This is a genomic window from Arcobacter sp. CECT 8989, assembly GCF_004116715.1.
In the GTDB taxonomy this organism is placed as follows: Bacteria; Campylobacterota; Campylobacteria; order Campylobacterales; family Arcobacteraceae; genus Halarcobacter.
In genome coordinates this window covers 163,857-190,578 of record NZ_PDKE01000004.1, presented here as the reverse complement: position 1 = coordinate 190,578, position 26,722 = coordinate 163,857, and the positions used below count along the sequence as shown (strand labels likewise).

The 26,722-nt window shown below is 29.1% G+C and carries 26 protein-coding genes; 9 read left to right on the top strand and 17 right to left on the bottom strand.

Features of this window, described 5'->3' with window-relative positions; genetic code table 11:
* Window positions 1-104 precede the first annotated feature (104 nt).
* Complete coding sequence (locus CRV02_RS05780) at window positions 105-1,760, top strand: acetolactate synthase large subunit (RefSeq protein WP_129089530.1); 1,656 nt, start codon at window positions 105-107, stop codon at window positions 1,758-1,760.
* A gap of 29 nt (window positions 1,761-1,789) precedes the next feature.
* Entirely contained in the window at window positions 1,790-3,181 is a 1,392-nt protein-coding gene (locus CRV02_RS05775; protein WP_129089529.1) for an aldehyde dehydrogenase family protein, read from the top strand.
* A 30-nt stretch (window positions 3,182-3,211) separates the two neighbouring features.
* Here the strand turns inward: CRV02_RS05775 and CRV02_RS05770 are convergent, their stop codons facing one another.
* Window positions 3,212-4,558, bottom strand: a complete 1,347-nt coding sequence (locus CRV02_RS05770; RefSeq protein ID WP_129089528.1) for an MBL fold metallo-hydrolase RNA specificity domain-containing protein — start codon at window positions 4,556-4,558, stop codon at window positions 3,212-3,214.
* Between the two features lie 177 nt (window positions 4,559-4,735).
* Here CRV02_RS05770 and sucC point away from each other — a divergent pair, with 177 nt between their 5' ends.
* A complete protein-coding gene (gene sucC, locus CRV02_RS05765) occupies window positions 4,736-5,905 on the top strand; it encodes an ADP-forming succinate--CoA ligase subunit beta (RefSeq protein WP_129089527.1) in 1,170 nt (389 codons plus the stop codon).
* Entirely contained in the window at window positions 5,905-6,774 is an 870-nt protein-coding gene (sucD, locus tag CRV02_RS05760; RefSeq protein WP_129089526.1) for a succinate--CoA ligase subunit alpha, read from the top strand. Before sucC ends, sucD begins: the two co-directional genes overlap by 1 nt.
* A gap of 12 nt (window positions 6,775-6,786) precedes the next feature.
* On the opposite strand, the gene CRV02_RS05755 is transcribed toward sucD, so the two are convergent.
* Window positions 6,787-7,212 carry a hypothetical protein gene (locus tag CRV02_RS05755; RefSeq protein ID WP_129089525.1) on the bottom strand — a complete coding sequence of 142 codons (426 nt, stop codon included), beginning with the start codon at window positions 7,210-7,212 and terminating at the stop codon, window positions 6,787-6,789.
* Between the two features lie 177 nt (window positions 7,213-7,389).
* On the opposite strand from CRV02_RS05755, the gene CRV02_RS05750 reads away from it, so the two are divergent.
* Window positions 7,390-8,124 carry a phytanoyl-CoA dioxygenase family protein gene (locus tag CRV02_RS05750; RefSeq protein WP_129089524.1) on the top strand — a complete coding sequence of 245 codons (735 nt, stop codon included), beginning with the start codon at window positions 7,390-7,392 and terminating at the stop codon, window positions 8,122-8,124.
* The gene (locus tag CRV02_RS05745; protein WP_129089523.1) at window positions 8,117-10,243 is read left to right on the top strand and encodes a helix-hairpin-helix domain-containing protein; all 2,127 of its coding nucleotides are present in this window, start codon (window positions 8,117-8,119) and stop codon (window positions 10,241-10,243) included. Before CRV02_RS05750 ends, CRV02_RS05745 begins: the two co-directional genes overlap by 8 nt.
* An 11-nt stretch (window positions 10,244-10,254) precedes the next feature.
* On the opposite strand, the gene CRV02_RS05740 is transcribed toward CRV02_RS05745, so the two are convergent.
* From CRV02_RS05740 to CRV02_RS05700, 9 genes are all read right to left on the bottom strand, one after another.
* Complete coding sequence (locus CRV02_RS05740; RefSeq protein WP_129089522.1) at window positions 10,255-10,641, bottom strand: RidA family protein; 387 nt, start codon at window positions 10,639-10,641, stop codon at window positions 10,255-10,257.
* Between the two features lie 22 nt (window positions 10,642-10,663).
* Entirely contained in the window at window positions 10,664-11,413 is a 750-nt protein-coding gene (locus CRV02_RS05735; RefSeq protein WP_258239237.1) for an NUDIX domain-containing protein, read from the bottom strand.
* 52 nt (window positions 11,414-11,465) lie between these two features.
* On the bottom strand, window positions 11,466-12,644 hold the full coding sequence (locus CRV02_RS05730) for a sensor histidine kinase (RefSeq protein WP_129089520.1): 1,179 nt from the start codon (window positions 12,642-12,644) through the stop codon (window positions 11,466-11,468).
* Window positions 12,635-13,693: an FIST N-terminal domain-containing protein gene (locus tag CRV02_RS05725; protein WP_129089519.1), complete on the bottom strand. Its 1,059-nt coding sequence runs from the start codon at window positions 13,691-13,693 to the stop codon at window positions 12,635-12,637. The genes CRV02_RS05730 and CRV02_RS05725 overlap by 10 nt, the downstream gene beginning before the upstream one ends.
* Before the next feature lie 159 nt (window positions 13,694-13,852).
* A complete protein-coding gene (locus CRV02_RS05720; RefSeq protein WP_129089518.1) occupies window positions 13,853-14,467 on the bottom strand; it encodes a LysE/ArgO family amino acid transporter in 615 nt (204 codons plus the stop codon).
* Window positions 14,467-15,087 (bottom strand): MarC family protein, encoded by a 621-nt coding sequence (locus tag CRV02_RS05715; protein ID WP_129084647.1) that lies wholly within the window; start codon window positions 15,085-15,087, stop codon window positions 14,467-14,469. The genes CRV02_RS05720 and CRV02_RS05715 overlap by 1 nt, the downstream gene beginning before the upstream one ends.
* Before the next feature lies 1 nt (window position 15,088).
* Complete coding sequence (locus tag CRV02_RS05710) at window positions 15,089-16,057, bottom strand: amino acid ABC transporter permease (protein WP_129089517.1); 969 nt, start codon at window positions 16,055-16,057, stop codon at window positions 15,089-15,091.
* A gap of 3 nt (window positions 16,058-16,060) precedes the next feature.
* Window positions 16,061-16,876 (bottom strand): transporter substrate-binding domain-containing protein, encoded by an 816-nt coding sequence (locus tag CRV02_RS05705; protein ID WP_129089516.1) that lies wholly within the window; start codon window positions 16,874-16,876, stop codon window positions 16,061-16,063.
* A 12-nt stretch (window positions 16,877-16,888) separates the two neighbouring features.
* Entirely contained in the window at window positions 16,889-17,617 is a 729-nt protein-coding gene (locus CRV02_RS05700) for an amino acid ABC transporter ATP-binding protein (protein ID WP_129089552.1), read from the bottom strand.
* Between the two features lie 242 nt (window positions 17,618-17,859).
* On the opposite strand from CRV02_RS05700, the gene CRV02_RS05695 reads away from it, so the two are divergent.
* Window positions 17,860-18,972, top strand: coding sequence for a glycosyltransferase (locus tag CRV02_RS05695; protein ID WP_129089515.1), 1,113 nt, complete (start codon window positions 17,860-17,862; stop codon window positions 18,970-18,972).
* A gap of 3 nt (window positions 18,973-18,975) precedes the next feature.
* On the opposite strand, the gene CRV02_RS05690 is transcribed toward CRV02_RS05695, so the two are convergent.
* Genes CRV02_RS05690 through thyA form a run of 3 tightly spaced genes read right to left on the bottom strand, consistent with a single transcriptional unit; the run spans window position 18,976 to window position 21,274 of the window.
* Entirely contained in the window at window positions 18,976-19,887 is a 912-nt protein-coding gene (locus tag CRV02_RS05690) for a bile acid:sodium symporter family protein (protein WP_129084643.1), read from the bottom strand.
* Window positions 19,888-19,891: 4 nt separating this feature from the next.
* A complete protein-coding gene (locus tag CRV02_RS05685; protein ID WP_129089514.1) occupies window positions 19,892-20,395 on the bottom strand; it encodes a dihydrofolate reductase in 504 nt (167 codons plus the stop codon).
* Window positions 20,396-20,410: 15 nt separating this feature from the next.
* Complete coding sequence (gene thyA / locus CRV02_RS05680; RefSeq protein WP_129089513.1) at window positions 20,411-21,274, bottom strand: thymidylate synthase; 864 nt, start codon at window positions 21,272-21,274, stop codon at window positions 20,411-20,413.
* A gap of 167 nt (window positions 21,275-21,441) precedes the next feature.
* Between thyA and CRV02_RS05675 the strand changes: the two genes are divergently transcribed.
* Together CRV02_RS05675 and CRV02_RS05670 are read left to right on the top strand one after the other, a co-directional pair.
* Window positions 21,442-23,349, top strand: coding sequence for an AAA family ATPase (locus CRV02_RS05675; protein WP_129089512.1), 1,908 nt, complete (start codon window positions 21,442-21,444; stop codon window positions 23,347-23,349).
* Window positions 23,330-24,235: a hypothetical protein gene (locus tag CRV02_RS05670; protein WP_129089511.1), complete on the top strand. Its 906-nt coding sequence runs from the start codon at window positions 23,330-23,332 to the stop codon at window positions 24,233-24,235. Before CRV02_RS05675 ends, CRV02_RS05670 begins: the two co-directional genes overlap by 20 nt.
* Before the next feature lie 264 nt (window positions 24,236-24,499).
* On the opposite strand, the gene CRV02_RS05665 is transcribed toward CRV02_RS05670, so the two are convergent.
* The 3 genes from CRV02_RS05665 to CRV02_RS05655 are packed head-to-tail and all read right to left on the bottom strand — an operon-like array spanning window position 24,500 to window position 26,697.
* Window positions 24,500-25,069: a TetR/AcrR family transcriptional regulator gene (locus tag CRV02_RS05665; RefSeq protein ID WP_129089510.1), complete on the bottom strand. Its 570-nt coding sequence runs from the start codon at window positions 25,067-25,069 to the stop codon at window positions 24,500-24,502.
* A gap of 8 nt (window positions 25,070-25,077) precedes the next feature.
* Window positions 25,078-25,710: a LysE family translocator gene (locus tag CRV02_RS05660; RefSeq protein ID WP_258239235.1), complete on the bottom strand. Its 633-nt coding sequence runs from the start codon at window positions 25,708-25,710 to the stop codon at window positions 25,078-25,080.
* Between the two features lie 9 nt (window positions 25,711-25,719).
* Complete coding sequence (locus CRV02_RS05655) at window positions 25,720-26,697, bottom strand: hypothetical protein (RefSeq protein ID WP_129084636.1); 978 nt, start codon at window positions 26,695-26,697, stop codon at window positions 25,720-25,722.
* Between the last annotated feature and the right edge of the window lie 25 nt (window positions 26,698-26,722).

Below are 26,722 nucleotides of genomic sequence, written 5' to 3'. Positions count from 1 at the left end.
AAAAAAAATGTGAAACTTAAGAAATAATCATAATGATTAACAACTGTTTAAATCAAAATGTGGGAAACTTTCATAAATATTTAATTAAAAAAATTGGAGATAAGATGAACGCATCAGATTTATTTATTAAGGCGTTAGAAAATGAAGGTGTTGAGTACATATTTGGTATTCCTGGAGAAGAGAATCTAGACTTACTAGAAGCACTAAGAAAATCAGACAAAATCAAATTAATCTTAACTAGACACGAGCAAGGTGCAGGTTTCATGGCTGCTACTTATGGTAGATTAACTGGAAAAGTTGGTGTATGTGTATCAACTTTAGGGCCTGGTGCTACTAACTTCGCTACTGCTGCTGCATATGCACAATTAGGTGCTATGCCAATGCTTATGATTACTGGTCAAAAACCAATTAAAAAATCTAAGCAAGGTAGATTCCAAATTATTGATATCGTTAGAATGATGAGACCAATGACAAAATATGCTAAGCAAATTGTTAATGGTAACAATGTTCCTTCAGTTGTAAGAGAAGCATTCAAAATTGCAACTACTGAAAGACCAGGTGCAGTTCACATTGAGTTCCCTGAAGATATTTCTGCTGAAGAAGATATTGATGATAACATCTATCCAGTTCAAGAGTTCCAATACCCAACTGCTCATAAAAAAGCTATTGCTGACGCAGTTAAAATGATTGAAAAAGCAAAAAGACCATTATTATGTATTGGTAATGCTGCAAATAGAGATGAAATTTCTACTGCATTAACTGAGTTCGTTAATGAAACTGGAATTCCTTTCTTCTCTACTCAAATGGGTAAAGGTGTTGTTGATGAAAACCACAAATTATGTTTATCAACTGCTGCATTATCTAAAGATGACTTTATTCACTGTGCAATTGAAAGAGCTGACTTAATTATCAATGTTGGTCACGATGTAATTGAAAAGCCACCATTCTTTATGGAAAATGAAGAAGGAGCTACTAAAGTATTACACGTAAACTTCTTCCCATCAGAAGTAGATGATACTTATTTCCCACAATTAGACGTTGTTGGTGATATCTCTTCAAGTATAGAAAAAATCACAAATGCTATTTCTAAACAAGAGCACTGGGACTTTGATTACTATGTAAGATTAGCAGATGAAATTAGAACTAGACTTTCTAAATACTTTGGTGATACAAGATTCCCAATCTTACCACAAAGAGCAGTTAGAACTATTAGACAAACATTAACTAGTGATGATGATATCGTAACACTTGACAATGGTGTTTATAAAATCTGGTTTGCAAGAAACTATAGATGTGCTAAGCCTAACACACTATTATTAGATAATGCTCTTGCTACTATGGGTGCTGGACTTCCTTCTGGTATGGCAGCTAAAATGGTAAATCCTGATTCTAAAGTTGTTGCAGTTTGTGGTGATGGTGGATTCATGATGAATGACCAAGAGATGGAAACAGCTGTAAGACTTGGACTTGATTTAACTGTAATTATTCTAAATGACAACGCATATGGAATGATTAAATGGAAACAAACAGGTATGGGATTCGATACTTTCGGACTTGATTTAGGTAACCCTGATTTTGTTAAATTTGCAGAATCATTTGGTGCTAAAGGTTATAGACCAGAATCTTGTGAAGAGTTTGAAGAAACATTAGAAAAATGTGTAAACTCTAAAGGTGTACACTTAATCGACTTAGCAGTTGATTATTCATTAAATCATTCAATTTTAAATGACTTATTAGCAAATAAAACTTGTATGGTATAATACAAACAAAACCAAAGTAAAGGATATAAATGAGTACAATTGAAGTAACATCACCATTTGACGGAAAAGTAGTTGGAACTGTACCTTTTACAAGTGTAGAAGGTGTAGAAAAAGCAATCGACGTTGCATATGAGAAATTTTTAGACGTTGATAACTGGCTTCCAAAGTATAAGAGAATTGAAATCTTAGAAAACCTAATGGAAATCATGTCTTCACAAGTAGAAGAATTAACTATTCTTTGTGCTTCTGAAGGTGGAAAACCATACATGGACTCTAAAGTTGAAATTCAAAGAGCTATCAATGGTGTAAAAATTGCAATTGAGCAACTTGCAGTTCAAGAAGGTCAAGAAATTGCTATGGGTCACACTGCATCAAGTGCAAATAGAATGGCTTATACAATGAAAGAACCTATTGGTGTAGTTGCTGCAATTTCAGCATTCAACCACCCATTTAACTTAGCAGTTCACCAAGTAATTCCAGCACTAGCTGTTGGATGCCCTGTAATTATCAGACCTGCAACTCAAACTCCAATGTCAGCAGTTAGATTAGTAGAATTACTAAAAGAAGCTGGTCTTCCTGATGGTTGGGCACAAGCTGTAGTTTGTGATAGACAAGGAGGAGAATTATTAGTTACTTCTCCTAAAACTGCATTCTTTACATTTATTGGTTCAGGACCTGTTGGTTGGTACTTAAACTCTAAGTCAAGCCCAGGAACTAGAGCTGCATTAGAGCATGGTGGAGTTGCACCAGTTATCGTTGAGCCAGATGCAGATATCGATGCTATGATTCCAGACTTAGGAAAAGGTGGTTTCTACCACGCTGGTCAAGTTTGTGTATCAGTACAAAGAGTTTATGTACATGAATCAATTGTTGATGAAGTAGCTTCAAAATTAACTGACTATGCTTCTAAATTAGTTGTAGGTGATCAATTAGACCCTAAAACTGAAGTTGGTCCACTTATTAATAACAACGAAGTAAACAGAGTTGAAGAGTGGGTTAATGAAGCAGTAGAAAAAGGTGGAAAAATTTTAACTGGTGGTAAGAGAATCTCTGATTCTTGTTATGAGCCAACAGTAATTTTAAACCCTGCTGATGATGCTTTAGTATCTACTAAAGAAGTATTTGGACCAGTAGTAATTGTTTACTCTTACTCAAATATTGATGAAGCAATTGCAAGAGCAAACTCTCTTGATGTTTCATTCCAAGCAGCAGTATTTACTAAAAATATTGATACAGCTTTAAAAGCAGTTAAAAGATTAAACGGTACTACTGTAATGGTAAATGACCACACTGCATTTAGAGTTGACTGGATGCCATTTGGTGGTGCAAAAACTTCAGGACTTGGATTAGGTGGAATTCCTGATTCTATGAATGAAATGCAAAACCAAAAAATGATGGTTATTAAATCACCAGTATTATAATCGTTAGTATTTAAAAGAGGATTTCCTCTTTTAAATATAAACTCTCTCTTTCTTTTTCACAATATGCACTTTACTTTCTAATTCATCATTTATTTTTTCTTTGAATATTTTCAGTTTTTGTTCATCACCATGAATTAAATAAATACAATAAATATCTTCTAAATTTTTTACAAAATTAATTAAATCACTTTGATCTGCATGAGCAGAAAAACCATTTATAATCTCAATATCTGCTTTTACATCAATATAAGAGTCATCTATTTTAATAGTTTTATTGTGCATTGTAGATATTTTATTTCCTAAAGTTCCAGGAACTTGAAAACCAACAAAGATTACTTTATTTAATGGATTTTGCAAATATCTTACTAAATGATATTTTATTCTTCCACCTTCACACATCCCAGAACCTGCAATTATTATCTTAGGAGCTGCAACTTCATTTATTGCAATTGATTCTTCTTTTAATGAAGTAGTAATTAACTCTTTAAAATTAAATGGGTCTTGACCAGCTTCAAAGACTGCTTTTATTTCATCATTCATTAAGTGTGGAAACTTTTTAAATACCTTAGTAACATTTATTGCTAATGGAGCATCTAAATAAACAGGAATATTTGATAATAGTCCCTCTTCACTCATCTGCTTTAATAAGTATAATATCTCTTGAGTTCTTTCTAAAGCAAAAGAAGGAAGCAGTACAACCCCACCTTTTTTTATGGTATTTAAAATATTCTCTTTAAAACTATTTATTAAGATAGTTAAATCTTCATGAAGTCTATCCCCATAAGTTGATTCTAAAAATATATAATTACCTTTTTCCCAAGCTTGCAAAGGTGAAGTTATTATTCTTGAATGTTGTCCTAAATCCCCAGAGAAAATAGCACTCTTATCCATACCATCTTCTTTATACTCAATTTTTAAACTAGCTGAACCTAAGATATGTCCTGCATTTTTAAAAGAGATTTTTATATCATCAGCTAAATTTATGCTCTCACCATACTCTAAAAAAGTTCCAAAACATTTTAAAGTTGGTTCTACATCATTTTCATCATAAATTGGGTTTTTACTCTCTTGAATAATTCCAGCTGCATTTGCTAGCATCAATTTTGCTATTTCATAAGTTACTTTTGTAGAGATGATTTTTTTAGCAAAACCTTCTTTTACAAGTAATGGTAATCTTCCTATATGATCTAAGTGTGCATGGGTAACAATTACATAATCTATTTCACTAGGGTCAAAAGGAAACTCTTCTATATTTAACTCTTCATCTCTACCTTGAAAAAGTCCACAATCAACCAAAATCTTTAAATATCCTATTTCAAGAAGATGACAAGAACCTGTTACTCCTTGAGCTGCACCAAATGATGAATAATAAGCCATAAAAATCCTTTATATTTATAAAATATGATACTATCAATTGCATTGATTTTTGGTTAGATATTATTGAGCTTAAGCACTATTACAACATAGTTTTGATATAAGTTTTTATTTTAAAACATTTTATAAGATTAAATAATAGGTTCCTAATAAAAGTGGAACCACTTTAAAAGGAACTTTATGAATCTTCATGAATATCAAGCAAAAAACCTTTACAGAAAATATGATATTCCAACTACAAAAGGGAAACTACTTACTCACCCTTCACAATTAGATGATATTTTAAGAACTATTGGTGAAGATAGATGGGTAATTAAAGCCCAAGTTCACGCAGGTGGAAGAGGAAAAGCTGGTGGAGTTGTTGTTGCTGAATCAAAAACAGAAGCAAATGACGAAGTTAGAAGATTACTTGGAAGTAGACTAGTAACTCACCAAACAACTAAAGAGGGTCAAGCAGTAAACTCTATTTTTATTGAAGAGCCATGTGAGGTTGTAGATGAAATATATCTAGCTTTTGCAGTTGATAGAACTACTCAAAGAATTATGATTATCACTTCAAGTGAAGGTGGTATGGAAATCGAAGAAGTTGCAGAAAAATCACCTGAAAAAATTTTAAGAAATCCTATTAATCCTGTTGTGGGAATTATGCCTGCTCAGTGTAGACAAATTTGTGATGACTTAAAACTAGATAGAACTCTTTCTGCACAAATGATTGATTTAATGCAAAAAATGTATAAAATGTTTATCGAAAATGACTTATCACTTGTAGAAGTAAATCCTTTAGTTGTTACAAAACAAGGTTACTTAGTATGTCTTGATGGAAAGATTCAAGTAGATAACTCAGCTCTTTACAGACAGCCTAAAATGAATGAGATTAGAGATGAATCTCAAGAAGATGCTAGAGAATTAAAAGCAGAAAAACTAGACCTTAACTATGTAAGCTTAGATGGAAACATTGGTTGTATGGTAAATGGTGCAGGTCTTGCAATGGCTACTATGGATTTAATTAAAACTCACGGTGGAGATCCTGCAAACTTCTTAGATGTAGGTGGAAGTGTAAATGAAGGTAGAGTTATTGAAGCCTTTGAAATTATTCTTTCAGATGAAAAAGTAGATGGTATTTTAGTAAATATCTTTGGTGGTATTGTAAGATGTGACATCATAGCTTCAGGTATTATAGCTGCTGCTCAAAAAATGGAAATAACAGTACCTATTGTAGTAAGACTTGAAGGAACTAATGCCAAAGAAGGATTAGAACTAATCAAAAACTCTGAAATTGAAATTTATGAAGAAGCAGACTTAGATAAAGCTGCACAAAAAATTATTGAACTAGCACAAGGGGCTAACTAATGGCAATTTTAATTGATAAAAATACGAAAGTATTAGTTCAAGGTCTAACAGGTGCACAAGCAAGTTTCCATACAGGGCGTGCAATTGCATATGGAACAACAGTAGTTAGTGGTGTAGTTCCAGGTAAAAGAGGGCAAACTCACTTAGACTTACCAATTTACAACACAGTAGAGTGTGCTAAAAGATTAACAGGAGCAAATGCTTCTATTATCTATGTTCCAGCTCCATTTTGTAAAGATGCGATTATTGAAGCAAGTGAAAACGGTATTGAAACAATTGTTTGTATCACAGAAGGTATTCCAACAATTGATATGCTTGATGTAAAAGCAGCAGTTGATTTAAATGGTTCAACTCTTATTGGTCCAAACTGCCCAGGAATTATAACTCCAGGTCAATGTAAAATGGGAATTATGCCAGAAGCAATTCACAAACCAGGAAGTGTTGGAATTGTATCAAGATCTGGTACTTTAACATATGAAGCAGTTAATCAATCTACAAACGCTGGATTTGGTCAAAGTACTTGTGTAGGTATTGGTGGAGACCCTGTTCCAGGAAGTGACTTTATTGATATCTTACAAAGATTTGAAAATGACCCAGAGACAAAAGCAATTGTAATGATTGGTGAAATTGGTGGAGCTAAAGAAGAAGCTGCTGCTGAATTTATCAAATCAAATATTACAAAGCCTGTTGTTTCTTATATCGCAGGAGTTACAGCTCCAAAGGGTAAAAGAATGGGACATGCAGGAGCAATTATTGATGGAAGTAAAGGAACAGCAGATGAGAAATATGCAGCTTTAGAAAGAGCTGGTGTTACTACTGTTAGAACTATTACTTCTATAGGTGAAGCCCTAAAGGCTGTTCACCCATAAAATATTTAAGTCTTAGTAACTTAATGTTGTAAAATCATCATTTAAAAGTTGTGCTGCAACTTTTGGTGGTTTTGCAACAGTGATTCCTTTTATTAATACAGATTCATCTTTACCTGCATTTGGTAAATATAAAGGACAAACTTCTACTTTCGCACCTTTTTTCATAATAGCTTTCATCATCATTTTTGGACTTTTATTCATAGGCTTTAAAATTTCACTTTTCATACCCTTAACAGCTAAATCCCCTGCACTTGAACAAAGAGTCATATTTACTTCTTTCCCTTGCTTTAAAGTCATCATAGATAAAACCATTGCCATTTGTTGAGTTTGTGCATCTGAAGCAGTTAAAACAACATTTAATCCTTTTTTATCACTTGCAAAAGAGTTTGTTACAAGTAATGATAAACAAATTCCTACTAATAAAACTAGTTTTTTCATCATTTCTCCTAAATAATTTTTCTCTAAATCTAGAGAAGCTAAGTATAAAACTTAATGGCTTAATAGATAATAAAAAATTATAATATTAATATAAGATTTTATTATAGTAAACATTTAGATAATAAAATAGAAATCGATTTTGATGTATAATACGAAAAATTTATAAGAAAGCTATCAATGGAATTATCAAAAGAACAATTAGAGCAATTTAATCGTGACGGATTTTTAATAATAAAAAATTTTGCTGACAATGAATTATGCGATAAAATTTTAGAAAAAGCGAAAGAACATCTTACAAAAAAACAAGCTCCAATAGAAACAGAACAAGAGTATATGAGCCTTGAAGAAGATAAAATCACAGTTAGAAGATTAAGACAAGTATATGATAGAGAAGAAGTATTTCAAGAGTGGATGACAAATAAAGAGATAAGACCAATTTTAAAACAAGTATTAAATGATACTCCTGTTTTAACTTTAGCTCACCACAACTCAATCATGACTAAACTTCCCCATGAAAGTACAAGAACTTATTGGCACCAAGATAGAAGATATTGGCATTTTGAAAATGATGATTTAGTATCAGTTTGGTTAAGTTTAGGAGATGAGTTTTTAGAAAATGGTCTTTTAGAGTTTATTCCAGGAACACATAAAATCAAGTTTGATAAGTCTTCTTTTGATGAAGTAGATAATTTTATTGATGAAAATGAAGAAAACCAAAAAATCATAGAGAAAAGAACTCACCAAAACCTAGAAAAAGGTGATATTGTACTATTTCACTGTAAAACACTACACCATGCAAGTAAAAATGCAACTGATAGTGCAAAAATATCTTTTGTGTATACTGTACGAGCACAAAACAATAAACCACTTGAAAATACAAGAAGTGATGAGAAGGAAATAGTTCTTGACTAACGATTTATTAAACTTACTACAAGAGAAAACGCAACTTCCATCTAAAGTTATAGAAAATATTATCAATCTTTTAAATGAAGGCTGTACTATTCCCTTTATTGCAAGGTATAGAAAAGATTTAACAAACAATGCAAGTGATGAGGCACTAAGAGCTTTTGAAGAAGTTTATTCTTACTCGCAAAAACTACTCTCACGAAAAGAAGAGATAATCTCTATTTTAAAAGAGAAGAACTTTTTAAATGACAAAGTTTTATCACAGTTAAGTGAAGCAACAACTCTACAAGCAGTAGAAGATATCTATACACCTTTTAAAGATAAAAAATCTTCAAGAACAAGTAAGGCTATAGAGAATGGTTTAGAACCATTAGCAAATATTATTCAAAGTCTAAAATATACTAAAGAAGAAGTTTCACAAAAAGCAAAACAGTTTTTAAATAAAGAAGTTACATCTTGTGAAGATGCTATAACTGGTGCAAAAGATATTATAGCTCAAAGATATGCCGATGATTTTAAATCAAAAGAGATAATAAGAAAGCTAATCTCAAACTGGGGAACTATAGAGATAAAAGAAGGTGAAGAGTTTCAAAAAGATGGTCTTTATTCAAGCTTTATTCAAAAAGAAGAGAAAATAAAATATATCAAATCTCACAGAACTTTAGCAATATTAAGAGCTGTAAATGAAAAACAACTAGCTATAAAAGTAAATATTGATGAAAAACATATTTTAGAGAATATTAAAAAATATAAAATCCCTTCTTGGGCAAATACTTCAAAAGAGATAGTCTTTGATGCCTATAAAGATGGACTAAAAAGACTTTTACTTCCTAGTTTAAAAAGAGAGGCTCTTACAACTTTAAAAGAAAAAGCAAGTAGCGAAGCTATTGAGCTTTTTGGTAAAAACTTAAAAGAGTTACTTCAAACAGCTCCATTAGTAAATCAAGTTATTTTAGGAGTTGACCCTGGGTATAAAACTGGTTGTAAATTAGCTGTTATAGATGAAGATGGTTTATACCTTGACTCAAATGTGATTTATCCTACAAAACCAAAAGAGGACTTCGCAAACTCTTCTAAAGTAGTTTGCTCTTTAATTGAAAAATATAATATCACAGCAATAGCTATTGGAAATGGAACTGCTTCAAGGGAAACTGCTGATTTTATAGCAACTTTAATCAAAGAGAAAAATCTTGATGTAGACTATAATATAAATTATGCAATTGTTAGTGAAATAGGTGCAAGTGTTTATTCTGCTTCTAAAATCGCACAAAAAGAGTACCCTGATCTTGATGTAACTATTAGAGGTGCTATTTCTATTGCAGCTAGACTTCGTGACCCAATGGCAGCCTTAGTAAAAATAGACCCTAAATCACTTGGTATTGGACAATATCAACACGATGTAAATCAAAAAGAGTTAGCACAAAAATTAGAAAACACAACAATTGACTTAGTAAATAAAGTAGGTGTTGATTTAAACTCAGCTTCATATAAACTACTATCTTTTGTTTCTGGTATTACTGAAAAATTAGCATTAAATATTGTAGAACATAGAGAAAAGATAGGAAAATTTACTTCAAAAGAAGAACTTCTAAAAGTAAAAGGAATAGGAGCAAAAGCTTATGAACAAGCAGTTGGTTTCTTAAGAATAAAAGATGGCAAATCTATTTTAGATAATACTGCTATTCACCCAGAAGATTATGAAGTAACAAAAAACTTGCAAAAAAACTATAAGATAGAAGATATAAAAGATTCACAAATACAAACTATAGCAAATGAACTTGGCTCTTCTTTACTAAAACTAAAAGATATAATTGAAGAACTAAAAAAACCAGGGTTTGATATTAGAGAAAACTTCAATCAAGTAAGATTTGCTAGTGATGTAAGTTCAATTGAGGATTTAAAAGAAGGTTTTGTTTTATCTGGAATAGTTAGAAACATAACTGACTTTGGAGCTTTTATTGATGTGGGATTAAAAAATGATGCCCTACTTCATATCTCACAAATATCAAATAAAAGAATCTCTCATCCAAGTGAGGTTTTAAGTATCAATCAGAATTTAGAAAAAGTAAAAGTTCTAAGTGTTGATTTAGAGAAACAAAGAGTGAGTCTAAGTTTAAAAAACTAGAAGAAAATCTTCTAGTTTTTATGAGCTATTACATCTACCTCAACTAATACATTTTTAGGTAAAGTTCTAACTGCAACTGTAGCTCTTGCAGGAGCTGTTTCAGCTTTAAAGTATTGTGCATAGATTTCATTGAAAGCTACAAAGTTATCCATATCTGATAAATAACAAGTTGTTTTAAGTACATTATCAAAAGATGAGTTTGCTTCTTCTAATACTGATTTTAAGTTTTCCATTACTTGTTTTGTTTGAGCTTGTACATCATCTCCTCCAACTAGTTCCATAGTTTCTGGGTCTAATGGAATTTGTCCAGATAAAAATACTAAGTCTCCAAAAGATGTTCCTTGGTTATATGGTCCAATTGCTGAAGGTGCATTTGGTGTTGAGATAATTTCTTTCATTTTTAATTTCCTTTATTATAATTTATTTTTTTTGGATTATACTCTGTTTTCCTAAAGGAAAGAATAATTCCATTTCTTTTTTTATATGACTAAGAGGTTCATTATCTATTTTAAAACCTTTAGTACTTAATGCAGCATTTACTATCGCTTTTGAGTAAGTTAATACATTCTCATCATTTAGATACTCATTTAAATCTACCCATTTAGCATCTATTACCTCATCTGTATCAAAAATATTTATTTCATGGGTAAGAGGTTTTGCTAAACACAGTACATAAAGATTTGATTTATGAAATTGGTGAGGATAGAAGTGCCCTAAAGACACAACTGACTCAAACTCTACTCTTATCCCTGTTTCTTCATAAACTTCCCTTGCAAGTGCATTAGAAATCATCTCTGCGTTATCTACATGTCCACCTGGTAGTTTATATCCTACAGTTGATATTTTTTCTTTTATTACAAGTATTTCATTGTTTTCATTTATTACAACTGCCCCTACTCCTAAAGTATGATTTGCAGGTGTTGGAACTATTGCATTCTCTTTTAATCTTTTTACTACTAATACATAATCTTCATCACAAGAGTGAAAGAAAAAACCTCTTTGTGTAGCAAGAGGAATAAACTGCGAATCTTTTATATCTATATACATCCAAATAAGATTTCTTCTTGATTTAACTTCATCTATTAGTAAATCAAGATTTAATTCAAACTCTTCTTTAGTATCAGGAAGGTTTTCTTTATTAATAGTTATTCCATTGTATGGGTCTAAGATGGCATTAAAATAGCCAATTGTCTCTACAGAATTTTGTAAGATAGGATTACCTTTATATAATATAATTTACATTTAGTGGTAACTCTATATAAAATTTCGCTCCAAATTCAGTGTTTTTTAAATACAGCTTACCATCTAGTTTATTTACGATTATACCATATGCAGAGTAAAGACCAATCCCTGTTCCCCTTGCTTGATGTTTTGTAGTAAAGTATGGATTAAAGATTTTATCTTTTATCTTTTCATTTACTCCACCTGCGTTATCTTCTATTGTTATCTTTATCGTATAGTCTGTTTTTCGTAAACTGTACTTTATCCATTTGTATTCTAAATCATCTTTTTCTACTAAGGCTTCTTTTGCATTGTTAAAAATAGTAATTAGTACTTGTAGTAAATCACCTAATACAAGTTTAAAGTGTAGTTTCTCTTCTTCTACAAACTCTTCTATGATATTTATACTTTCTAAACTAAAAGATGACCTTAACATCTCAGTTGCCATTTTTAATCTATCTTGTACGATTATCTCTTTTTCTTTATTACTATCTTTTATATAGTCTCTGAACTCATCTATTGTTCCAGACAGATAACTTGAGTTTTCTAAAATACTTTTTGTGTACTCTTTAAAATCTTCATCAGTAAGTATATCTAGCTCTTTTTTGATTTGCATTCCACTTGTTGCAGTTGAGATGATATTTAATGGTTGTCTCCATTGATGGGCAATATTTCCTATTAGTTCACCCATTTGTGACATTTTTAGTTGTTCAAATAGTTGTCTCTCTTTTTCTAAGTTCTCTTTTGTAGCTTCTTCTATTTGCTCTTTTAGATTTTCAACATTTAAACATGAGTCAATATTTATCTCTATTTTGTTTTTTAGACTCTCTAAAATAGAAGTAATAAAATCAAAATCATTCTCACAAGAATAAAGAAAAATCAAACAGCCTTTTTTTACCTTATATGCTAATAGTTTTATACTCTTATCCACTTCTTCTAAAATAAGAGTCTCATCTTCTAGTCTTTTTTTAATACTTTCTATATTAAAAAGATTCTTCTTTCCTAATGAGGCAACTTCTTCACATAAATCTAAACTTCTATTTACAAAAAAAGAACCACTTATCGCACCTGTTTCTTTAATAAAAGTTCTTAAGAACTCTTCCATCATCTCTTCAAGATTTAAACTATTTCCTATAGAGTTTACACACTTATAAGATACAGACAGTTTTGTTAATGACATATTCCACCTATTACACAACTTTTATTTAGTAAGTCAATATATTTTTCACCAGAGTTTGCTACTTCTCCTATACTAATCACACCAAAGACACTTTTTATTGACTCACACTTGTTTAGCTCTCTTAATTGTTTAGAGTAGCTATTTACAGTTAAGTATTCTAGTCTTGATACACACTCAAATATCATTAAGTGTTTAGCACCTTTTTGTAGTACTTGATTTCTTGTACTTGCTGTTGACTCTAAAAGATCACTCTCTTTTGCTTTTAAGATATTGATTACACTATTGTTTTCAATATCTCCTGCTAAATGTAAAAAATCTTTTTGAAAAGAGATTGGGTCTCTTAATATATATTTCTCATCATTTTTTACTATTCCAAGAGGATAATCTTTCATTAAACTATAAAAATCTTTTACTTCAACCTTCTTGCCAAGGTCTTTTTCTATTGCAGCTTTGTACAATTCAAAAGCACTTTTATAATCCAACTCTTTAAGAAGTTTTCCTTTAGATGATGTAACAACAAAAGGTCCATCTAAAACTTGCCACCCTCCACTTACACCAATATCTATAATATTATCAATCATCACTATAATAGAAGAGTTTGAATAAAAGCCATTATTGTTAAAAAGATGTTTTTTATTCTCTTCAAATGTTCCAGCTCCACCACCAATAATAGTTGAATTGATATTTGTATGTTCATACATATTTTCTAAGAAAGCTGTATTATAATCTGATAGTCCATCAATAATCGTAATCAAAGTATTATAATTACTTAGTGTTGAGTTATCAAACTCATGGGTATTCATATCTTCAATAAACTCAATATGAACATTGTTTTTCAAAATACAAATCAAATAACCATCTTCAAATATTTTATTTTTAAATATTAGTTTAGGAAAGATTGCACCATAATATTCTATATTTAAACTATTGAGTTTTTCTAAATCAAGTTTACTATTTTGAGTACATAAAATTAAGTATTTGTTTTTATTTGAAAAGTTGAAGTTTTCTAACTGTTTAGATGTTTCTAAAAAGGCAACTGTTACATTCATAGTTAAGACCCACTTTTTAAATAATTTTTAGAGAACCTTTCAAAAACAATTACTTAGGGAGTATTTTTATCAGGTGACTTAAATTATAATTTCTTATATTAAGTTTTATTATTTAAAATAATTTTAGTTGATGGCTTTAATCTAACCTTAAAATATATTTTATTTAATTATATCTATCAATGAATATGCGATAAATAACATAAATAGACCAATTGAAATATCTAATATTTTCCATGTAATTGGCTTTTTAAATAATGGAATTAAAAATCTTGCACCAAAACCTAAAGTAGAAAACCAAAAAGATGAAGCTAATAAAGAACCTAGTAGAAAATATAGTTTTAGATTGTCTTCAATATTTGCTCCAATTCCACCTATTAATAAAATAGTATCAAGATAAGTATGTGGATTTAAATATGTAAAAATAAATAGTAAAGTTAATACTTGTTTTAAAGGATTTGTTTTTACTTCATCGTCAATTTTTAAACTCTCATTTTTAAGTGCAGATTTAAAAGATAAAAAAGAGTAATAACATAAAAATATGATTCCAAAAATTGCAATAGAGTTTATAAGAATTTGATTATCTTTTATAAAAAAGCCTAAACCTAATACCCCTGATGAAATAAGTAAAATATCTGAAAGAATACAAAATAGTACAGCTTTTCCAACATGTTGTTTTAAAAGCCCAAGTTTTAAAATATATGCATTTTGAGCTCCTATTGCAACAATCAAAGATATTGTTACAATAAAACCTTTTAAGAAGACATCTAAAAACATTATAAATAGAGTTTAGTTAGGCTAACAATTCCTGAGATTATAAATTGTACTGCAATAGCTCCAACAATCAATCCCATAAGTTTAGTAACTACATTTTGTCCTGTAGCACCAAAGAATTTTCTAATATAAATTGAGTTTTTTAATATCAGATAAAATAAAAATGCATTTATACAAAACGCAAGAGTAATAGATACTAAATCAACAAATGTTTCAGCATCATGCTTAAAAATAATAATAGTAGTAAATAATCCAGCCCCAAAAGCAATAGGAATACCTATTGGAATAACAGAAAGTTCTTCGTCACTTTTGTCATCATCTTTTTTACCCTCTTTTGCACTACCATTTACCATTGAAATTGCCATCATAAGTAGAATAATTCCACCCATAACCTTAAGTGAATTTTCACCAATACCAAAAATCTTTAAGATAGCATCACCTGTAATTAAAACTACAAAAAATGCGATAATAATAGTAAATGTAGATTTTCTAGCAATTGTAGATATTTGTGTTTTTGTAATATTTGGACTCAATAAAGATAGTGCTAATGCACTAATCCCTATTGGGTCCATAATAGCAAAGATAGTAATAGTTTGTTGGATAAAATTAGATAATATTTCCAAGTTAACTCATTCCGCCTTTTAAAGCCATTTTTTTCTCTAATCTATGTCCTATGAAACTTAATAAAGAAGTAATACTTAGATAAACTAAAGCAACCACAATCCAAGTCTCAAAGGGAGAGAAAGTATTTGCAACAATTTCTTTACCTACTTTAGTTAAATCTGTAATTGCAATTACAGAAACTAAAGATGAATCTTTAACTAAAGCAATCATTTCACCAACTAATGTTGGTAAAGCTCTTTTAAATGCTTGAGGTAAAATAATATATCTCATAGCCTGAGTTTTAGAAATACCTAATGAACTAGCAGCTTCAAGTTGTCCTTTATCAATAGATTGAATAGCACCTCTTAAAACCTCTGCCATATAAGCACCAAAGAAAATCCCAAGGGCTAATACACCAGCAATAAATCTATCAAGCTCAAAAATATTTGCAACTATAAAATAGAATAAGAAGATTTGCACAAGTAAAGGAGTTCCCCTAACTAGTGTAATATAAACCGTCGCAATATCTTTTAAGAACTGATAAGTAGATAGTTTCATAAGTGCAACTATAATACCTATTATAAAAGTAAGAATTGCGGCAAAGAATGATATCTTAAGTGTTACCCAAAGTCCTTCTAATACAGGACCAATTTTAGTTTCACTTTTTGATGCAACAATATCAAACTGATATACATATTCTCCTACTTTATACTCTAATAAAAAACTACTATCTAAATTTTCTAACTGAACTGTATCAGTTCCTTCAATAAAATAGTTTTCATCTTTTAATACTAGTTTTCCATCTATAGGAGCTTCAATATTTACACTTTGCTCATAAACAAAGTATTTAGGGATAGAGTTCCATTTCCAAACATAGTTCATGTTTGCTGCTGCTAGATAAAAGAAATATCCAACTGCTATATAAAAAGCTAGAGCAATTAAATGCCCTAGATTTTTATTTTGTGCCCAAGATTGATGTTTTTTACTCATATATTATTGAACTCTTTTTAACCAATCTGTATCTTGTAACCATTTCTTATTTAATTTTCCATGGAAATCAACAAGTTTGTCTTCTTTTGCTTGTCTTAAGAAGTTGTTTAACCAGTTAAGGAAATCAGGGTCACCTTTTCTAATAGCCCACCCTAATGGCTCATAAGTTAATGGAGTATCTAAATGTACTAATTTACCTTTACCTTTATCAGACATAAATAGAATATTATATGGTTGATCATAGATAAATGCATCTGCTTTTCCATTTAATACTTCTGCTGCTGCATCTGCTTCTGTTTCAAAAGTAACAACTTTTGCATTTTTGAAGAATTTCTTTGCAACGATTTCACCAGTTACACCAAGTTTAGTAACTATCGTATAACCTTTTTTGTCTAATTGTTTAGCATCAGTAATTTTACCTTGTAATTTTTTGTCAATTAAAACAGTTTGTCCAATTACAACATATGGGTCAGCAAAGTTAATTTTTAAGTTTCTTTGTTGAGTAATAGTCATTGCAGACATGATAATATCACATTTTCCTGTTAAAAGTGATGCAATAATTCCATCCCATGCAGTTGATACAGGTACAAATTTCACACCCATTTCTTTTGCCATTTTTTTACCAAAATCAATATCATAACCAATGATTCTACCTCTTTTGTCTTTCATTTCAAAAGGCATATACCCTGGGTCTAAACAAGCTCTTAATTCCCCTCTTTTAACAATCTCATTTAACGTAGACTTCTTCCAAAGATTAATGTCATCTGCAAGTAAGTTCATAGTTGCAAATACCATTAAAGCTAATACTAATTTCTTCACTCTCTCTCCTTATTAATGTGTTAATATCTCTTTTAAGAATTTCTTTGCTCTATCACTTTTTGGGTGTGCAAAAAACTCTTCTGGAGTATTCTCTTCAACGATAACTCCCTGGTCCATAAATACAATTCTATCCCCTACTTCTTTTGCAAAACCCATCTCATGAGTAACACAAACTAAAGTAAAGTTCTCTTTTGCTAAATCTTTCATAACTGCAAGTACATCACCAATTGTTTCTGGGTCAAGAGCTGATGTAGGCTCATCAAAAAGTATAACTTTTGGTTTCATTGCTAAACTTCTTGCTATGGCAACTCTTTGTTTTTGTCCACCACTTAAATCAGCAGGATATGAGTTAGCTTTATCTTTTAGTTTTACTTTATCAAGTAGTTCTAAAGCAATCTTTTTTGCTTCATCTTTATTTACATTTTTAACTAAAGATGGAGCTAGTGTAATATTTTCTAAAATAGTTAAATGAGGAAATAGATTAAAGTGCTGAAAAACCATTCCAACTTCACCTCTAATCTCTTGTAGGTTCTTTTTACTTTTATGAATGTCGATATCATCAACTATGATTTCACCTTCATCGATGTCTTCTAGTCCATTGATACATCTAATTAGTGTTGATTTACCAGAACCTGATGGTCCACAAACAACAACAATTTCACCCTTCTTTACATAAAAATTAATATTTTTTAAAACATGAAAGTCGTCATAAAATTTATTAATTTTATTCATATTAATAATGTTACTACTATTACCCATTATCTCTCTTTTTTTAGATTCAAGCTATTATATTATAATAATACCAATTAAATAAAAATTAATGTATAATTTTAGTACAATTAACTGTTTTACATTAAAAAAACAAATACTTAAAATTTAAATTAAACTCCCATTAAACTAGTTATTTAAAAAAATAATATTAGTGCTTCTTTAATGCTACTTGTTTATGATAGAATGTTACAATTTTCTAGCAAGGAGTAGTTATGAATAGGCTTCTTTATATTACAGACCAAGATGAGTACACTGACCACAGTTTTATTGGCCCTTTGTTTGAAAAACATTTAAATAATTATATCCATACTGATATAGTTTACTTCAGTGAATTTAAAACTGAACTAGAAAAAAAAGATGATAGACGTTTTGTTTTACCAAAACAAGAAGAGACAAAAATCTTAAATTTGTTTGAAAATGCAGGTATTAGTCCAAGTGAATATGACTATATTATAGTTAGAAATAATGCGGATATTTTAAAAGCAGTTTTACAACAAAGTAAAACCTACAACTATAAAGTTGGATATAGACTCTCATTTCCAAAAGATGTTGAGAAAATGGAAGTTGATAAAGCAAACAATAAATCTAGCTTTTTAAAATATCTAAATACTACCATTAACAGCTTTTCTGAAACAAAATATATAAATCAATGTGATATATTCTTGCCTTCTTCTGATTTGATGAAAGAAGAATATTATGAAGCAGTAAAAGTAAAGACTTTTATCTGTCCTCCTTGTTTAGACCCAGATGAACTAAAAGAGAACAAACAACATCAATCAAATGAAAAAAGATTTTTCTACGCAGGAACAATCGACAAACTAAGGGATTTTGAGACGGTTATAAATGCCTTTGATAGTGTAAAAAGTTCTTCATGGAAACTAACAATCTCAACAAAAAACCCTGAAAATGCAAAAGCTATAATAAGCTCTTTTCCTACTTTGGAAAACAAAATAAATATTGTAAATGCAAAAACAAAAGAAGAGTTATTAAAATATATTTCAGAAGCAGATGTTGGAATTTGTGTTTTGCCTGATATTCCACTATTTAGTACTTCTACACCTATTAAGATTATGGATTACTATTCAACAGCAATTCCATGTCTTATGACAAATAATGCAAACAACTATACTCTATTTACAGATGATTATGATGCTTGGTTCTGTAAGTTTGATAAATACTCTATAAAAACTAGACTTGAAGAGATAATTGACTTATCAAAAGAAGAGGTTGAAAATATTGGTAAAAAGGGTCAAACTAGACTTTTAGAAATAAGAAACTATAAAAAAGTTGCAAGTAAATTAGCCGAAACACTAGAGCTTTTATAAGCTTTAGTGTTCATCTTCTTTTGACCAATATCCAGCAATAATCGAACCAGAAATATTATGCCAAATACTAAAGATAGCTCCTGGTAAAGCACTTAAAGCAGTAAAATACTTCATCGATAAGACAACGGCTAAACCTGAGTTTTGCATACCAACTTCAATAGCTACAGTTTTACACTCTTTTTTGCTGTAACCAAAAAGTTTAGAAATATAATATCCTGATAAAAGTCCAGAGAAATTATGAAGCATAATTGCAAGCATTAAAGGTAATGCAATAGTTGCTATTTTACTTTGGTTAAGTCCTATTATTATTCCAATTATAAATACAATAGAAACTATAGAGAAAAATGCAAATAAATCATGTCTCTTTTCTATATACTTATGGAAGAAGTGATTTAAAATAATCCCAACCACAACTGGGACAAATACGATTTTTAAAATACTCAATAACATACTAAAAGCAGGAACAGGAACTGTTTGTCCTACATAAAGTAGTGTTAAGTATGGTGTAATAAGTATAGATAAAAGTGTTGAAACAATAGTCATAGTAATAGATAAAGCAACATCAGCTTTCGCTAAATATGCAATTACATTTGAAGCAGTTCCACCTGAAACAGCACCAACTAAAACCATACCAACAAGTAGTTCATCTGAAAGATTAAAAAGTTTTGAGATAACAAAAGCAGCAAGGGGCATAATCAAAAACTGTAAAGCAACAGTTAAAGCTATGATTTTAGGTTTTTTCAAAACCCTTTTAAAATCATCTACTTTTAAAGTAATTCCCATACAGAACATTATCAAAATAAGTAAAGGGATAATCCAAGATTTAAAGTCAACTACTATACTAGGCTGTAAGTAGGCAATTATTGAAAAAACAATTGCCCAAATAGGAAAAAGAGCGGTTATTTTTTTAAGCATTTACTTAATCTTTTTTAACCCAAACTTTAAATTTCCAAGCTGGTGATTTAACTTTATCACCCTCTTTTATCTCTTCATACTCTTTTTGTTCTACTAAATCCCAAGAAGAGAAATCAATCTCTTTTAGAAAAGCGTCAGCTTCACCATCAAAATCAACTTCACTTAAATACATTTTATCAACGTAGTCAAACATAGTTTCATAGATATTTGCTCCACCAATTACAAACAGTTCTTCTTCACCATTTGCCCTTGCAAAATCTAAAGCTTTTTGAACATCATTAAAAGTGTAAACACCCTCTTGTTCAAACTCACCTCTACTTAATACAAGTGAAGTTCTATTTGGAAGGGGTTTTCCAATTGATTCAAAAGTTTTTCTTCCCATTAAAATATGGTGACCTGAAGTTATGGCTTTAAAGTTTTTAAAATCTTCACTTATATGCCATAACATTTGATTGTTTAAACCTATTTCCCAGTTTTTTCCATAGGCTACTATCATTGAAATTTTCATTTGTTTGCCCTTCCTTTATACAGCCATTTGTGCTTTAATTGGTTCATCACATACATAATCAACTAATTCAAAATCTTCCATTTTAAAATCATTTATATCTTTAATGTCAGGATTGATTTTCATAGTTGGTTTTTTATGTGGAGTACGACTAAGTTGTAAATTAACTTGTTCCATATGATTTGAATAGATATGTGCATCACCAAAAGTATGTACAAAATCTCCAACTTCTAAATCACAAACTTGTGCAATCATCATCGTAAGTAATGCATAAGAAGCTATATTAAAAGGTACTCCTAAAAACACATCTGCACTTCTTTGGTATAGTTGACAAGATAGTTTTCCATCTGCTACATAAAACTGGAAAAAAGTATGACAAGGAGGTAATGCCATATTTTCTATCTCTGCTACATTCCAAGCATTTAAAATAATTCTTCTACTATCTGGATTGTTTTTAATTTGATTAATAACAGTTGCTAACTGGTCATGTGGTTTTCCATCAGCTCCTATCCAAGATCTCCATTGGCTCCCATATACAGGACCAAGCTCTTTTATAGTATCTGTATTTATATAACCTAAATCTTTTCCTTGAGCATCTGCGTTTGCAGTCCAAACTGTTTTTTTACCAATTAAGTTTGAAGCTTTGTCACCATAATGAATCTCAGCAAGTCTTCTTTCATCTGTACTTCCTTCTATAAACCAAAGAAGCTCAGAAATAATAGCTTTTAAGTGAGTCTTTTTTGTAGTTACAAGGGGAAAACCTTCATTTAAATCAAATCTCATTTGATAACCAAAAACAGAAGTAGTTCCTGTACCTGTTCTATCTTCTTTTTTAATACCATTATCTAAAATATGTTGTAAAAGTTGTAAATATTGTTTCAATGATATTCCTTATTAATTTTTAGTTTAGTATTTTAGCAGATTCATACTTTTTTCTTCTTTTTATTTTGTATCATATTAAAAGCTTATAAGTAACTCTTTTGTACTTATATAAACTTTTAAATGATATTCTTATAATATATCTAAAAATATTATATTAAAGAGTTATTATGGAATTAGTTTATTTATGGGTAGAGAAATATAAAAATATAGAAAAACAAGGATTTAATTTTTCTCCTAGGTTTAAGTGTGAATTTAAAGATGAGTATGATGAGAATGGAAAATTAAAAGACAATTGTGAATTAATAATTGATGAAAACAAAGAGTATGTAAGTATATTTCCTGAAAATACAAATATCACTGCAATCGTTGGGGAGAATGGAAGTGGAAAGAGTAGACTACTTGAAATCATTTCACTTTTTAGATTTGAAAAATTAAAAAATAGTAATATTTTTTTGGTATTTTTAGAAAAAGATATATTTTATATACCTTCATCTAAAATGGAAAGTTATGACACCTTCCAATCTTTTAATACAAGTAACATACATAATAAAACAACATATAATATTGAAACAAAAGTTATTACAAGTAAACTATATCAATTAAGTTTTTTTTCTAATGGACTTGATGATTTAAGTAAAAAAAACCCATTAATTAAGGCTGGTCATTACCAAGATTTTTATAATGGGTTTAGAGGCTCAGAGAGATTTGAAAATAAATTTGCTTATTTATTGAATAAAAAAGATGATATATTTTCGATATTAGATAAATCATTTTTATTTTCTACTATGAGAATAGAGTTAGATTTTAGAAAGATTGATTTTGATATTATTGATGATGAAGCAAAAACAAAAACTCAGAAAATCAAATATTTTTTTGAAAAAAACATTGATACATCAACATTCATATTAGGTGAAACAGAAAATAAACCTACAAAAGAAATATATATTTATAATTTCCTTTCAAGTTTCTATCTAGATAAGTATATAGATATTGTAATTGATTTTGCTAATTATACTAATGAAAAATTTAAAAGTAAGTTTTTTGATGAATTAATAAATATTATTGAAATAATTATAAACAATAAAAAGATAAATGATTCCAAAGAGAAAAATTTTGCAATATTACTTACCATTCAAAACTATTTTAATACTCTAGAAAAAACTATTAATGAAATATTTAGAACACAGCAAGGACAAATCGATCATTTTAATAGGAATATAGAAGAATTAAAATCTATACAGAACTTTTCAAACTATATACAGTACTTAAATGAAAACTTTCAACTTGAAACAAAAACACAAATATTAATATCTAGAAGTAATGATATAAACGATACCAATATCAATACTTTTTTTAAATGGATTAATGAAGATAGTTTATATAAGTATTTATATAATTATAAAATTTTGACTATAAATTTTTTTGATAGAAAATCTTTTGTAACTTATAAGGATTTAAGTACGGGAGAGAAACAAATATTAAAATTTATTGTTAACCTTATATATACGTTTATAAATTTAAATGATAATAGAATTATATTGTTAGATGAAATAGATTTATCCCTACATCCTCAATGGCAGAGAGAATTAATTAACATAATTATTAGTTACATAGATTTTTTAATTAAACATACATTAATTAGTAATAAATATAAATTTCAATTTTTAGTTACTTCACATTCTCCATTCATACTTTCAGACATACCAAAAGAAAATGTAATATTTTTAGAAAAAGGAAAACAAGTTTACCCGTTTGAAGATAATCAACAAACTTTTGGAGCAAATATTCATACTTTACTTTCACACGGTTTTTTTATGCAAGATGGGCTTATGGGAGAGTTTGCTAAAGATAAAATTCAAAATGTTATTAATTTTTTAAACAATGCTAAATCAACAATCCAAACAAAAAAAGATGCTTGGAAAATTATCCAAATAGTTGGTGAACCATTTTTAAAGTACAAACTAGAAGAGAAGTTTCATGAAAACTATTCAAGTGATAAAGTGAAGAATAAAGCAAAAATCAAAAGACTTGAAGAAGAGATTGAAAGGCTAAAGAATGTTAAGCCTAAAGATTGAGCAAACTCAAGCAGATAAATATGCTGAGAAGATGTGGGAAAATGTGCAAAGTCAACTGAATCGTATTATAAGAAACTGTGGACTAAAAGCAACAAAAAAACGTTCTCAAATTCTACTTAATACAAATGAATTAGATTTTTTGAAATCTATTAATTTAGAAAAAAAATTAAAAGAAATATTAACTGCAAATACAGAAAAATTACGAGCTACTATTGATGATTTTGAACCTCAAATGTCGGAAAACTTAAAAAAAGTTATATATAATGTTTTTATCAACAATATATATTCAACCAATAAGTTTGATGGTTTAAAATTTGTGAATGATATTGGGCTACAAACTTGTCCCTATTGCAATAGAGCATATATTCAATCAGTAAGTAGAAGAGGAGTAGTTAGACCTCAGATAGACCATTTTTTTCCTAAAGATAAATATCCATATTTAGGAGTTTCATTCTATAATCTTATACCTTCTTGTTCAATATGTAATGGGACAACAGTAAAAGGCAATAATGATAGTTATAAAGATAAATTAGTAAGCCCTTATGAAATGAAAAATGATAATTTTAAATTTAGTTTTGATATTAAATCTATCGATAACTTTCCACCTAAACTAGTTACAAAAATTGATATAAATGATAAATATTTTAAACTTGAAGATTTTTATAAACATCATGGAGATATAGTTTATGAACTTTATTCAAAGCTATACAATGAAGATACCAAAGAACATTTTGATGTACTTCGTAAATCATTAAGTGGAGTAGGATTTGATGAAGCAGAAATACATAAGTTTATAACATGTGGATATAAAAAAAATGAAGATCTACACAAGCGACCACTTTCAAAACTCATAAAAGATATAAGTGAAGAGTTAAATTTATTGTAAATTGAAAGTAAATTCTAATAAAAAGAACTTTCGTTCTTTTTATTAGGCTAATGCTTTTAAGCAAATTATCATACTACTAAACTGTAGTTTGGATAAAGAGTAGATTGAAGTTCCATAATAATTTATGAGAACTAAATCGGGGGAAGGGTTAACTAGATAGTCAAGTCATGGACACAAAAAAAGGGACATGACTACTTAGTCAAAAAAATTATACCAAAGATTGACTATATAGTCAAGAGTTTTTATCACTTAAACTGATAAAAATTACTTTTTGCTAATTGACTCAAAAAAAAGCTTCAATTGTTTCATACAAGTTTCAAAATGCATTCCATCTTGAGATTTCTTTGCAGTAGATAAAGCACCTTCAATAGTTGCAACTACAAACACTGCTAAACCTTTAATATCTTCATATTCAATTTCATTGTTAGCTTTTGCTTTTAAAAATACTTTTTCTAAAATCCCTTCAAAGTGAGTATATACTTTCTCTAAAGCCACCTTGAAATCTTTGTCTTGGTGAGAAAGTTCTTGAACTAAAGTATTTAATCTACATCCAAAAGTAAAGTTAAATGACTCTTTATTGTTTAAAACTTCAAACATGGCATCAATATAGTTACCTTCTGTATCTAAAATCGCACCATACTTTTTATCTATATATTCAAAAATATGAGCATCAATAACAGCTAACATTAACTCTTTTTTAGATTTAAAAAAATGATACATACTACCTTTGTTCATTTTTGCTTTTTTAAGGATTTTATCAACTGATGTCGCATAGTATCCATTTACATAAATCTCATCAAAAGTCACTTTTAATAGTCTGTCTTTACTACTCATATGTTTCCTTATTTACTTAATGCTATTTTTATTCCTAGTGATATTAAAACAGCACCAACTGCTCTATCAAACCAAGCTCCAAATTTATTAAAAAATCTTCTTACACTATCTTTAGTTAAAAACAATGAAGTTATTACAAAATATAGTGTTGCTAGTAATACACAAAATAGTCCATAAATAGCTTGAACAAAAAGTGGAGTATCAATACTTATCACAACTGTAAACATTGATAGAAAAAATAGTGTTGCCTTTGGATTTAATGCATTACATAAAAATCCTACCATAAAAGATTTAAAATCACTTATGTTTTTATCATCTATTGTGTTATTTTTATCAATTTTGAAACCTTTTGACCTCAAACTTGATATTCCAAGGTAGATTAAATATGCTGCACCTAGATATTTAATAATATTAAAAAGAATAATTGACTTTGAAATAATAAGCCCTATTCCTAATATACAATATATTATATGAATAGAACTTCCAAGACCTATTCCAATACTTGTGAAAATAGAAGCTCTTCTTCCATAAGTGATACTTTGTTTAAATACCATTGCAAAATCTGGACCCGGAGCTAATAGTGCAATAAGCAAAGCTGTCATTAAAATCATAAACTCATTTATATATAATGTAAAATCCATAATCTACCTTTAGTTTCTTTTTTGTCCAGGTTTTGGTTTGCTTACTTGTTTTTGTAAATCTATACTCAGGTTATTATAGAAAAGCTCTCCATAATCTGTTGTTCTATTGATTGTTTCATAAGCTTGTAAAATACTATTGTTATATCTTACTGCATCTTTTAAAATATTGATAATATTAATTGATTCTAAAAAGTTTACATGAGATGGCGCTTCAACAGGAGAAGAGTAGTACTTATGCATTCTTTCCACTAAGTTTTTATTTCTAATTTCTATAAATACTGACTCAATAGGTGATTTAAAGAAAAGAATCTTTTGCTTAACATTTATAGAGATATATGTTGTTTCCATTCCATAAATTTTTCTTGAAAAAGAATCAAATAAGAAAAGCTTTTTATTATAGTTATTATTAAATAGTTCATATATAAGTTCTAAAATTTTGATTTTTTCTTCTTTTGTATAAAAGTTACCAAAGTTAGCAAAACAGAAAGATAATACTGATTTAATAGAGTACCACTCTGTAGTATCATAATCATATCTAAGCATTTGTTCTATTCTTGCTTGTTTTAACTCTTCTATTTCTGTTGAAGTTTTTGTTCTGTATACTTTCTTTACTGCTGTATCTCTATACATAGGTCCAGGGAATTGTGCTTGAATTACAAATCTTCTATTTTTTTCAATATCCATTATGTATTTTAATCTTCCATAATAGTCTTCATCTATAATTCTTACTTCTTTTTGAGGAATCTGAGTAATTGACTTAACAAACTCATCACCAGTACATCCCTCTTCCCAAATAAAATCTGGGTATCTAAATATTGTACATATTTTTTGTTTTACATCTTCATTTGGCTCTATATCAGAAATATTATCAATCCAAGAAGTAACTGTTCTTCTATCTTTTTGAATCAATGAAGCAAATTTAGATATACTTAGATTAGACCTTTTAAAAATTTCTATAAACTTCTCAATGCCGTTTTTATACATCATTTTCAAACCTTAAACTTATATTTAA